General features: G+C 43.5%; 7 protein-coding genes and 21 tRNA genes. 3 read left to right on the forward strand and 25 right to left on the reverse strand.

Annotated elements, in window-relative coordinates; all coding sequences use genetic code 11:
- Positions 1-63: 63 nt before the first annotated feature.
- The 4 genes from menB to ID12_RS18495 are packed head-to-tail and all read right to left on the reverse strand — an operon-like array spanning position 64 to position 4,865.
- Positions 64-882: a 1,4-dihydroxy-2-naphthoyl-CoA synthase gene (gene menB / locus ID12_RS18480; protein ID WP_008342913.1), complete on the reverse strand. Its 819-nt coding sequence runs from the start codon at positions 880-882 to the stop codon at positions 64-66.
- Between the two features lie 14 nt (positions 883-896).
- The gene (gene menH, locus ID12_RS18485) at positions 897-1,727 is read right to left on the reverse strand and encodes a 2-succinyl-6-hydroxy-2,4-cyclohexadiene-1-carboxylate synthase (protein WP_050827622.1); all 831 of its coding nucleotides are present in this window, start codon (positions 1,725-1,727) and stop codon (positions 897-899) included.
- Positions 1,712-3,454: a 2-succinyl-5-enolpyruvyl-6-hydroxy-3-cyclohexene-1-carboxylic-acid synthase gene (gene menD / locus ID12_RS18490; protein WP_017367912.1), complete on the reverse strand. Its 1,743-nt coding sequence runs from the start codon at positions 3,452-3,454 to the stop codon at positions 1,712-1,714. The genes menH and menD overlap by 16 nt, the downstream gene beginning before the upstream one ends.
- A complete protein-coding gene (locus ID12_RS18495; protein ID WP_017358381.1) occupies positions 3,447-4,865 on the reverse strand; it encodes an isochorismate synthase in 1,419 nt (472 codons plus the stop codon). Before ID12_RS18495 ends, menD begins: the two co-directional genes overlap by 8 nt.
- Before the next feature lie 382 nt (positions 4,866-5,247).
- Between ID12_RS18495 and ID12_RS18500 the strand changes: the two genes are divergently transcribed.
- The 3 genes from ID12_RS18500 (at position 5,248) to ID12_RS18510 (ending at position 7,602) form a co-directional block, all read left to right on the forward strand.
- Entirely contained in the window at positions 5,248-6,186 is a 939-nt protein-coding gene (locus ID12_RS18500) for a 1,4-dihydroxy-2-naphthoate polyprenyltransferase (RefSeq protein ID WP_017358382.1), read from the forward strand.
- Positions 6,187-6,303: 117 nt separating this feature from the next.
- Positions 6,304-7,038 carry a TraR/DksA C4-type zinc finger protein gene (locus ID12_RS18505; protein WP_017367914.1) on the forward strand — a complete coding sequence of 245 codons (735 nt, stop codon included), beginning with the start codon at positions 6,304-6,306 and terminating at the stop codon, positions 7,036-7,038.
- A gap of 87 nt (positions 7,039-7,125) precedes the next feature.
- Positions 7,126-7,602, forward strand: coding sequence for a TspO/MBR family protein (locus tag ID12_RS18510; RefSeq protein WP_008342900.1), 477 nt, complete (start codon positions 7,126-7,128; stop codon positions 7,600-7,602).
- Between the two features lie 76 nt (positions 7,603-7,678).
- Here ID12_RS18510 and ID12_RS18515 read toward each other — a convergent pair.
- The 21 genes from ID12_RS18515 to ID12_RS18615 form a co-directional block, all read right to left on the reverse strand.
- Positions 7,679-7,750, reverse strand: a tRNA-Glu gene (locus tag ID12_RS18515).
- Between the two features lie 7 nt (positions 7,751-7,757).
- Positions 7,758-7,848 (reverse strand) — tRNA-Ser (locus ID12_RS18520).
- 3 nt (positions 7,849-7,851) lie between these two features.
- A tRNA-Asn gene (locus ID12_RS18525) sits at positions 7,852-7,926 on the reverse strand.
- Between the two features lie 6 nt (positions 7,927-7,932).
- Positions 7,933-8,009: transfer RNA gene (locus ID12_RS18530), tRNA-Ile, on the reverse strand.
- Between the two features lie 16 nt (positions 8,010-8,025).
- Positions 8,026-8,099, reverse strand: a tRNA-Gly gene (locus ID12_RS18535).
- Positions 8,100-8,110: 11 nt separating this feature from the next.
- Positions 8,111-8,186: transfer RNA gene (locus ID12_RS18540), tRNA-His, on the reverse strand.
- Between the two features lie 24 nt (positions 8,187-8,210).
- A tRNA-Phe gene (locus ID12_RS18545) sits at positions 8,211-8,283 on the reverse strand.
- A gap of 16 nt (positions 8,284-8,299) precedes the next feature.
- Positions 8,300-8,376: transfer RNA gene (locus tag ID12_RS18550), tRNA-Asp, on the reverse strand.
- A 15-nt stretch (positions 8,377-8,391) separates the two neighbouring features.
- A tRNA-Met gene (locus ID12_RS18555) sits at positions 8,392-8,468 on the reverse strand.
- A gap of 22 nt (positions 8,469-8,490) precedes the next feature.
- A tRNA-Ser gene (locus tag ID12_RS18560) sits at positions 8,491-8,583 on the reverse strand.
- A 7-nt stretch (positions 8,584-8,590) separates the two neighbouring features.
- A tRNA-Ile gene (locus ID12_RS18565) sits at positions 8,591-8,667 on the reverse strand.
- Between the two features lie 4 nt (positions 8,668-8,671).
- A tRNA-Met gene (locus tag ID12_RS18570) sits at positions 8,672-8,745 on the reverse strand.
- A 26-nt stretch (positions 8,746-8,771) separates the two neighbouring features.
- Positions 8,772-8,844 (reverse strand) — tRNA-Ala (locus ID12_RS18575).
- Positions 8,845-8,851: 7 nt separating this feature from the next.
- Positions 8,852-8,928 (reverse strand) — tRNA-Pro (locus ID12_RS18580).
- Positions 8,929-8,935: 7 nt separating this feature from the next.
- Positions 8,936-9,012, reverse strand: a tRNA-Arg gene (locus tag ID12_RS18585).
- 11 nt (positions 9,013-9,023) lie between these two features.
- A tRNA-Leu gene (locus ID12_RS18590) sits at positions 9,024-9,109 on the reverse strand.
- 12 nt (positions 9,110-9,121) lie between these two features.
- A tRNA-Gly gene (locus ID12_RS18595) sits at positions 9,122-9,193 on the reverse strand.
- Between the two features lie 30 nt (positions 9,194-9,223).
- Positions 9,224-9,306, reverse strand: a tRNA-Leu gene (locus tag ID12_RS18600).
- 7 nt (positions 9,307-9,313) lie between these two features.
- A tRNA-Lys gene (locus tag ID12_RS18605) sits at positions 9,314-9,389 on the reverse strand.
- Positions 9,390-9,426: 37 nt separating this feature from the next.
- A tRNA-Thr gene (locus tag ID12_RS18610) sits at positions 9,427-9,502 on the reverse strand.
- 33 nt (positions 9,503-9,535) lie between these two features.
- Positions 9,536-9,611, reverse strand: a tRNA-Val gene (locus ID12_RS18615).
- Positions 9,612-9,933: the final 322 nt, after the last annotated feature.

Below are 9,933 nucleotides of genomic sequence, written 5' to 3' on the forward strand. Positions count from 1 at the left end.
CCTTTTCATAAAAGAAAACAGCTCAGTCTGATGCACTAAGCTGTTTTCATCCATATCATTGAATCAAGGGAAACGAGGGAACTGACCGAAGTCTGGCTTCCGTTTTTCCTTAAAGGAATCGCGTCCTTCTTTTGCTTCATCTGTTGTGTAATAAAGAAGGGTCGCATCTCCTGCAAATTGCTGAATACCAGCTAATCCATCTGTGTCAGCATTAAATGCAGCTTTCAAGAATCGTAAAGCAGTCGGGCTCTTTTCTAGCATGTCCTCACACCACTTCACTGTTTCTTCTTCCAGCTGCTCTAATGGTACAACTGTGTTGACAAGTCCCATATCAAGCGCTTCTTGTGCATTGTATTGACGGCATAAGTACCAGATTTCTCTTGCTTTCTTATGACCCACAATACGTGCAAGATAGCCAGATCCATAACCAGCATCAAAGCTGCCCACTTTTGGTCCTGTTTGTCCAAAAATCGCATTGTCTGCTGCAATGGTAAGGTCACACACGACATGAAGCACATGCCCGCCGCCAATCGCATAGCCCGCAACCATCGCAATAACTGGTTTTGGAATGACACGAATTAAACGCTGTAAGTCTAGGACGTTTAGACGTGGAATTTGATCGTCTCCTACATAGCCGCCATGACCGCGTACTTTTTGGTCTCCACCTGAACAGAATGCTTTTCCTCCAGCACCTGCAAGGACAATGACACCAACATCTGAATTGTCGCGAGCACGTGAGAATGCATCAATTAATTCACTTACAGTCTTTGGTGTAAATGCATTATGTACATGCGGACGGTTAATGGTGATTTTTGCAATCCCATTATATGTTTCATATAAAATTTCGTCATACTGACGCTCAGTTTGCCATTCAATAGCCATCAATATTTCCTCCTCTAATCTTGCGATAAAATAAACTCACTTACTATTTTACCAAAAAAATGTGGTTGTTCCACATGAACTGTATGCCCGGCATGCTCTACTACTGTGAATTGACTGTATTCAAGCTCCTGCTGCATACGTTTGGCGATGTCACAGAACTTTTTATCAAGTGTTCCGCAAATGAGTAAAACAGGCTGTTTTATCTGCTTTAATGCTTCCCACATAGACGGCTGTGAGCCCGTTCCTATACCTTCTAAGCTGCGAGCCAGCCCGTTAGGATCGGCTTTTAGCCTTCCCTCTCTCAGTTGCGTTAGCCTGTCCGCTGGCAAGGATTTCTGCGAAGCAAACAGCGGAATGTTCTCCCAAAAATCCACAAACTGCGCTAATCCTTCATGTCTGATCTTTTGAGCTAGCTGATGATCATGATTCAGCCTCGCCATCCGCTCTTTAAAAGAGTTCAGCCCTGGAGATGTACTCTCAAGAATCAACTTGTCTACACGTTCTGGATAACGGGAGGCAAATGATAAAGCAATACGCCCTCCCATAGAATATCCGAGAATATTCACTTTGTGAAGCTTTAATTGATCTAAAATCTCAACAAGATCTGCCAGCTGCTGGGACATTGCATATCTTCTTATACTCTTTGGTGAGTCTGTGCGGCCATGTCCAAGCAAGCTGACCTGAATCAATCTCGTATGTTTTTCTGTATAAGTATTCAAAAAAGCCCAAGAAGCTGCACTCCCTGTAAAGCCATGTAAACATAACGTGGCATTTTCAGCAGATGGGTTATGGTCTATCACCTCATACGCCACACCATCGTGCATTCGTATTATGAGTGAAGGCATTCTTTTTTCACTTCCCTCAATATCTCGTCCATCATTTGGCGATGTTTGCCCACCCGAGAATGCCGGTCAGTTTCAATCTCAATTAAATGAAGCCCTGGTTCTTGGATATGCGCCAAGTACACATCTTTTAACTCTTCTTTCGTTGTCGGCTTCGAATAGGTTCCCCCATATAGCTTTGATGCATACTCAAAATTCAACCCAGTCGGCGTACCAAAGAGCTTTTCATAATACGGTTCATCGGATGCCTGCGGAAGGAAAGAAAAGATTCCTCCTCCATCATTGTTTAACAACACAACCGTGAGCGGAATGTCCATTAGCTTAGCTGCAAGAAGACCGTTCATATCATGGTAAAAAGACAAATCGCCGATGACTAAAGTGATGGGTTGTTTCAAGGCTGCATATGTTCCAAGAGCTGTGGACACAACACCATCAATACCATTTGCTCCGCGATTCGCCATCATCCGAAACGGTTTTGACTGCGTTTCAAAAAAGGTATCGACATCTCGAATAGGCATACTATTTCCGATAAAGAGCACACTCTCTTTTGGCAAAAGGTGCTGCAGCTGACGATACACATTTCCCTCAAATGTCAGGTCCTCATCATTGTATTGATTTGCATGCATTCTAAAAGAAGAATTGACACTCTGCCAGCGTCGTAAATAAGATGTATCCTGACGCTTTTCCGCTCTCATCAAGACTTCTTCTACAAAAGAGGCTGCATGACTTTCAATCATGTATGATGCGCTTAAACCAGGATCTCGATAACCACCTGCAGCATCGACGACAATCTGCTTCACTTCCGCATGCTTTTCCAGCCACTTAAATAAAGGCTTAGACACAGGCATCGGTCCAAAACGAATGACCATTTCAGGCAAGAGATGCTGCTGCAATGCCTCATCTTTTAACAAAGAATCGTATGCATCTATAATGTATTCTTCACTTTCATGTCCATTTCGCAAAAGAGAAAGCGGGTCAGCTAAAATTGGCAGATGCAAAGCTTTTGCAAGACGTAACACTGACGCCTGCTCTTCCGCCGAGTGAAGTTCACCAGCAACAATGATTCCTTTTGCCGCTTTGTTCATGATAGACACTAATTCTGACATAACCCGATCATCCGGACGAGCTTGACCTGCTGCTAAAACTTTGTTCGCAACTCCTTCTTCTCTATCAAAAGGATCAATAGACAAGTCAGGTAGCAATGGTTCTCTCAGCGGCACATTCACTTGAACTGGTCCCTTTGGCTCCTGCATAGACACATGACTTGCCCTAGCAGCAGCAGTTTGGACATACCGCAGCATCGTTTGGCTTTCTTCTGGCAAGGCTAAGTCTGTGAACCATTTAACAAACTTACCGAATAAGAATTGCTGATCAATCGCTTGAGGTGCCCCAACCTCCCTCAATTCGTGCGGCCGATCAGCAGTTAAAACAATCAGTGGTACCCGGGAATAATGTGCCTCGACAACAGCTGGATAAAAGTTAGCTGCTGCCGTACCTGACGTACAAATGAGCAGTACTGGTGTTTGGCTCGCTTTCGCAAGACCCAGTGCATAAAAAGCAGCAGACCGTTCATCCACTAACACATGGACATTGATTTCTTGATGAGCAAGAGCGAGCATCGCAAGCGGTGTTGAACGGGAGCCAGGACAAACAACTGCCTCCTTCACACCACTTTGCACAAATTCATCCATTAATCTGCCAATATATCTTGTCATGATTTGATTATTCAATAGGACGACCTCCAAGAGCAGACAGCATTGGTCTTAATTTCACTTGCGTTTCTTCATACTCTTGTTTTGCAAGGGAATCCTCTACAATTCCACATCCAGCAAACAAACGAACTTGGTCTTCCTCAATAAGACCTGATCGAATGGCGACAGCAAATTCTCCATTGTCCTTAGAATCAATCCATCCCACTGGCGCCGCATACCAACCGCGTTTCAACGGTTCGATTTCACGAATCACCTCTACCGCTTTTTCCTTAGGATATCCTCCAAGCGCTGGTGTTGGATGAAGCTGTTCAATTAATGAAAAGAGTGAACAGCTGCTTTTGATTTCTCCCACAATGGGTGTAAATAAATGCTGAATGTTTTTCGTTTTATAAAGACTTGGTTGATTTGGCTTATGCACATGATGGCAGTTTGCTTCAAATGCCTGCTCAATCATATTCACGACAATTTGATGTTCAATCAAATTTTTTTCATCATGAAGCAGTTCCTCACCTAGTGCCTGATCTTCTACTTCATCTTGACCACGTACAATAGAACCTGCCAAACAAGATGAAAAGACTTCACCACCGCTTTTTTTCACTAAACGTTCAGGCGTCGCCCCGACAAACGCTTGTCTTCCCTGCTCTATAGCAAATACATAACTCGTTGTTTGATGTTTTAGTAATTCTGCTAATAGTGGAGCGAGTTCAATTTGATTTTTATAGTGAAGCAAGACTTCTCTTGCTAAAACAACCTTTTCATATTCGTTCACACGAATGTGTTCTGTCGCTTCATGGATTGCTTTCATCCATTCCTGGACATCTAACTCTTCCATATGAACAAGCTCAGCTTGTCCATGATTTCTGACAGGCAATGCATCAAAATTAGAAGCTTTCTGTTCTAACTCTTGAATGAGCTGATGAACATTCCCGTCCACCTCGTTCCATTCATTGATCGTTAGAAACGTGCCCTCTTTTGAAACAGTCAGCATCATCGATGGCACAAAAAAATGAGCCTCGCCAAATGCTTCCCAGTGACGCGCCTTCTCTTCATATGGATCAAATGAAAATCCTCCAAATAAAAGCGGACCAACTGCCGCTTGCTTTAACTCCTTCTCATCATGAAAATGGAACATATGCTGTTTCAGCTGCTCCCATTCTTGATGGACGATATTGAATCGTTCTTTGCCTTGCTCTGATGATTTAATCACGGCCGCTCTGCCAAGTCCAGAAAATATCATTTGGCTTTCTGGATCAGACCAAAAAAACCGCTCGCCTAAAAAATCCGCTTCGCCGCTTTGGAAAAAGGCAAGAGGATCCAGATCGTCAACTCTTCTGGAGTAGCTTATCAAAACAGCATGGTTGACGTTATTCGCTTCTTCTAATGTCGCAAGCGCTTCCTGCCGGAAAGTACTTTGCACTGTTGTCACCATGATACATTCCTCCAAAATCCATGAAATAACATATAAAAATAAAACCATCATGTAAAAAATACATGAACATTCGAGTATGTCGAATGACCTGCTTTTCTATTATAAACCTTAACAGATGAACTTAGTAAAGAAAACAGCTTTTAAAACCTCGAATCCTTATTATATCACGCTTTCAAGATTTTTTCGCTCCCGCTTATTGAAATGAGAACATCTCTTAAAAAATGGTAAGACCTGTTCGAAGATCAAGCTTTCTCTCTATATGGGAACGATTAGCAAACATCTTTTTCTTGTTTCATCGCATCAATATATTGACACCTTTTTGAACTTTGCTAAACTGGAATTTGGACGTGTACGTATTTTTTTATTTAAAGGAGTATATTTTATGCAGCATCAATCGATATCAGATCAGCTTTCACCAATAAAGCCTGATAAGAACTGGCGGATTTGGTGGAATTTACTACGACCGCATACATTAACAGCGGCATTTATTCCCGTTACTTTAGGAACTGTCCTAGCACTTCCGAGTGGTCAAATACATGTTGGGCTATTTTTAGCTATGCTATTTGCATCGATGTTTATCCAAATTGCAACGAACATGTTTAATGAGTACTTTGATTATGTTCGCGGATTGGACAATGAGAAATCTGTCGGTATCGGCGGAGCGATCGTGAGAAACGGTGTAAAACCAAAAACAGTTTTAGGCCTCGCTTATGCCTTATTCGCGCTTTCTTTATTACTTGGGATCTATATTTGCATGATGTCTAGCTGGTGGATTGCACTCATAGGACTAATTTGTATGGCAGCAGGCTATTTTTATACCGGCGGTCCTGTACCAATTGCTTATACACCATTTGGAGAACTTGTATCAGGTGCTTTTATGGGACTAGGCATCATTTTAATTAGTTTCTATATCCAAACAGGAACATTGACATCAAAAGCTGTGCTCATTTCATTACCCATCTCTATTTTAGTTGGTGCCATCTTACTGTCGAACAATATCCGTGATTTAGACGGTGATAAAGAGAATGGACGAAAGACACTTGCTATCCTAGCTGGACGTAAAGCGGCAGTCAACATCCTACTTTCCATGTTTGTGATCTCATATGTACTCATTTTTGTTTATATCTTTATGGATATCGTGGGTCTTTGGAGTCTTCTTGTCTTACTCAGTGTGCCAAAAGCTTATACAGCCATTAAAGAATTTAAGCAAAAAGAAAAACCAATTGAATTAATGAATGCCATGAAGTCGACAGCACAAACCAATACGTTTTTTGGTTTCCTGTTAACGATCGCATTGATCTTACAATACTATCTCGCATAACACGAAACGCCTGCAGCCGCAGGCGTTTTTTATTGAAGAATTGCTTCAAATTGGCACAAGTCTTACATAAAAATTTGCTCATACTAACAATATGTTTGATATGAAAGGGTGATCGCTTTGTTGTCTAAAAACGAATTACATCAGTTGAAGCAGCGACTTCTCGATGAAAAACAAGAAATTGAAGCCAAAAGCCATGACGATGAACAGAAAGTATCATTTCCTTATGATTCAGTGGGCGAACTGTCAGCCTATGATAACCACCCTGGCGACCAAGGAACAGAACTATTCGAACGCGGAAAAGACATTGCCTTAAACAGTTTGGAACATGAGCACCTGTCCGATATCAATGAAGCACTCCAAGCAATGGCAGACGGCTCTTATGGTTTGTGTAAAGTGTGTAAAGCCCCTATTCCTAAAGAGCGCTTAGAAGCCCTTCCCACCGCTGTCACATGCACAGAGCATTCCAAAGAACAGACTGTTTCACAAAACCGTCCCATTGAAGAGGACTTATTAAGTCCGCCCTCAGGGCAATTTGAAAATGAAGAAAGTGCTGCATATGATGGCGAAGATGCCTACCAAGATGTAGAACGCTATGGAAACTCTGATACCCCATCCGATATGGAATTTCCTCCATTGACTTACGATGATGTGTATACACAGTCAGAAGATGAAGATTATGTGGAAGACTACGAAGGATTTGCAGCTGCTGATATTGAAGGTAAAGCAAGCAAGGTCTATCCAAATAAAGCACACGAAGCTTATGAAGAAGCATTAGATGAAGAAGGTGTCATGACGGTGTTTGGTGACTTGAAGCCGTACGAAGAAGAACCTTATACTAAAAAAAATCATTAGTCCCCACATATTGGGGGCTTGATGTTTATATCATGTAATAATTGGGAAATAAGTTGAAGAGTGAATTGATTGGGAGGAGATTTCTGGATGGCTAAAAAAAGTATCATTTGGGCGGTTATCGTCTTCTTTATTACATACGCATTATTTTCTATTGCAGGGTTCCTGTTCCCTATCGACAGAGAATGGTATGACGCACTAAATAAACCTGAATGGACACCTAGTGGTGGTGTCATCGGTGCGGTCTGGGCTGTCTTATTCGCCCTCATTTCGTTATCTGCCGCCATCATTTATGCAAAGTATGGTTTTCAAAAAATCACATTACCATTTTGGATTCTTTTTCTTCTAAATTATGTATTCAATCAAGCCTTTAGCTTTTTTCAATTTACACAAAAAGATTTATTTGCAGCTACGATCGACTGCCTGCTTGTAGCACTGACAGCACTCGCGCTTGTCATCGTCTCACGTAAACTAAGCAATGTTGTCCCAATTTTATTGATTCCTTATGTTTTATGGGGATTCTTTGCGACATACTTGTCTTATACGATCTATTCCATGAATATGTAAGAAAAGACCGCTATGATGGCGGTCTTTCGTTTTGCGGAAAATAAAAAAGAGGTCTTTATTAGACCTCTTTAAAAAATGACCCGTACGGGATTCGAACCCGTGTTACCGCCGTGAAAGGGCGGTGTCTTAACCGCTTGACCAACGGGCCAGAAAAATGGCGGAGAAGGAGGGATTTGAACCCTCGCGCCGCTTGCGCGACCTACACCCTTAGCAGGGGCGCCTCTTCAGCCACTTGAGTACTTCTCCATTTGGCTCCGCAGGTAGGATTCGAACCTACGACCGATCGGTTAACAGCCGATAGCTCTACCACTGAGCTACTGCGGAAAGTCATGGTGGGCCTGAGTGGACTCGAACCACCGACCTCACGCTTATCAGGCGTGCGCTCTAACCAGCTGAGCTACAGGCCCATGAACGATATGCAAATGGAGCGGGTGATGGGAATCGAACCCACGACATCAGCTTGGAAGGCTGAGGTTTTACCACTAAACTACACCCGCAAAAATATGTATGGGGCGATTGATGGGAATCGAACCCACGAGTGCCAGAGCCACAATCTGGTGCGTTAACCACTTCGCCACAACCGCCATACTAATATTTATTTGTAAAAGTGGCTCGGGACGGAATCGAACCGCCGACACACGGATTTTCAGTCCGTTGCTCTACCAACTGAGCTACCGAGCCATGTATTCATTTAAAATGGCGGTCCGGACGGGACTCGAACCCGCGACCTCCTGCGTGACAGGCAGGCATTCTAACCAACTGAACTACCGGACCAATAGAGAAAAAATTTGGTTGCGGGGGCAGGATTTGAACCTGCGACCTTCGGGTTATGAGCCCGACGAGCTACCGAACTGCTCCACCCCGCGATGATATCATTTTTTAAAAATATGGCGGAGGAAGAGGGATTCGAACCCCCGCGGGCTTTGACACCCCTGTCGGTTTTCAAGACCGATCCCTTCAGCCGGACTTGGGTATTCCTCCGTATAGATGGTGGACCTTGTAGGACTCGAACCTACGACCGGACGGTTATGAGCCGTCTGCTCTAACCAACTGAGCTAAAGGTCCTTTATAGCGGCGGAGGGGATCGAACCCCCGACCTCACGGGTATGAACCGTACGCTCTAGCCAGCTGAGCTACACCGCCATGATATAAAATAATCTTTTAAAAAGTGGAGCCTAGCGGGATCGAACCGCTGACCTCCTGCGTGCAAGGCAGGCGCTCTCCCAGCTGAGCTAAGGCCCCATAAAGATGGTCGGGAAGACAGGATTCGAACCTGCGACCCCTTGGTCCCAAACCAAGTGCTCTACCAAGCTGAGCTACTTCCCGATCTTAATGGCGCGCCCGAGAGGAGTCGAACCCCTAACCTTTTGATCCGTAGTCAAACGCTCTATCCAATTGAGCTACGGGCGCTTATTTTATAATGCCGAGGGCCGGACTTGAACCGGCACGGTAGTCACCTACCGCAGGATTTTAAGTCCTGTGTGTCTGCCAATTCCACCACCCCGGCGTGGATGGTATAAGCGGAAGACGGGATTCGAACCCGCGACCCCCACCTTGGCAAGGTGGTGTTCTACCACTGAACTACTTCCGCATTACAGGATTTCTTTATGTTGTTTGGCAATGCGGGTGAAGGGACTTGAACCCCCACGTCATAAAGACACTAGATCCTAAGTCTAGCGCGTCTGCCAATTCCGCCACACCCGCATGAAAATGGTGAGCCATGAAGGACTCGAACCTTCGACCCTCTGATTAAAAGTCAGATGCTCTACCAACTGAGCTAATGGCTCGCTTTTAAAGCGACTTGTCTATCTTACCATATGAAAGTGGTGCCGGCAAGAGGACTTGAACCCCCAACCTACTGATTACAAGTCAGTTGCTCTACCAGTTGAGCTACACCGGCTTTATCTATCCTAACATTATGTAAGAATAAATATGGTGGAGGATGACGGGCTCGAACCGCCGACCCTCTGCTTGTAAGGCAGATGCTCTCCCAGCTGAGCTAATCCTCCACTATGTAGGAATCTCTCGATCCGACAAAGATTATTATATACAGGTTTTACTCATTTGTAAAGGCTATATTAAAAAAATTTTATTTCATTTTTCATGACGTATTTCTTTTAACAGATGATGTTTATGTTACCAGTCAAAATAGCTTCAATTCAGCGATTAACAGCTGTATTTCTCTTCTCTATATTCTCTTTAAAAACGAGTAAATCCTTTAAAAATATCAGCAGCCTTTCAATTTTTATACTTTAATGATATAGATATTTCTTCATTTTAACTGTTAAACGCAATGAATGTTTTGACTATACACCTGCTATTCTTTCTCTC

Origin of the sequence: Bacillus altitudinis, assembly GCF_001191605.1 — a bacterium.
In the GTDB taxonomy this organism is placed as follows: Bacteria; Bacillota; Bacilli; order Bacillales; family Bacillaceae; genus Bacillus; species Bacillus altitudinis.